Consider the following 520-nt stretch of genomic DNA (forward strand, 5'->3'; position numbering starts at 1 on the left):
TTTTTCTTTATTAATGAAAATACAAATGCTCCTATTTTCACGAAAATATCAAAGATAAAAGATTTTTTAAAATGTTTAGAATAAAAGAAATTCATTGCTTCTTGAAAACGTTTCATGTATTTTTCATCACGAATGGTACTTTCTCCTTTGTAATGAATTACGGAGGTTTCGTGGAAATAATAATTACTTTTTCCTTTTTTCAAAGCCATGTAACTCAAATCAATATCGTCGGAATACATAAAACAGTTTTCGTCGAAACCACCAATTTCGTTATACAATTCGCGTTTCATAACCATAAAAGCACCAACAAGAATCTCTACTTTTCCTGAGTGATTTTCGGTTAAATGTTGGGCATAATATTTTCCGAAAACATTTGAAATTTTATACAATCCGAAGATTTTTGTGAAGGCAACCCAAGGTGTTGGAATGCCGCGTTTACTTTCTGGTAGAAAATTTCCTGTTCCGTCGATTAGTTTACATCCTACTATTCCTATTTCTGAATTTGGCACTTCGACTGCGC

The 520-nt window shown here is 32.1% G+C and carries 1 protein-coding gene; it reads right to left on the reverse strand.

What is annotated here, in order from left to right; all coding sequences use genetic code 11:
- On the reverse strand, nucleotides 1–520 hold a 520-nt coding region (locus tag DIU01_RS10335), incomplete at both ends, for a glycosyltransferase (RefSeq protein WP_290834177.1).

This window comes from Flavobacterium sp., from assembly GCF_003525665.1.
GTDB lineage: Bacteria > Bacteroidota > Bacteroidia > Flavobacteriales > Flavobacteriaceae > Flavobacterium.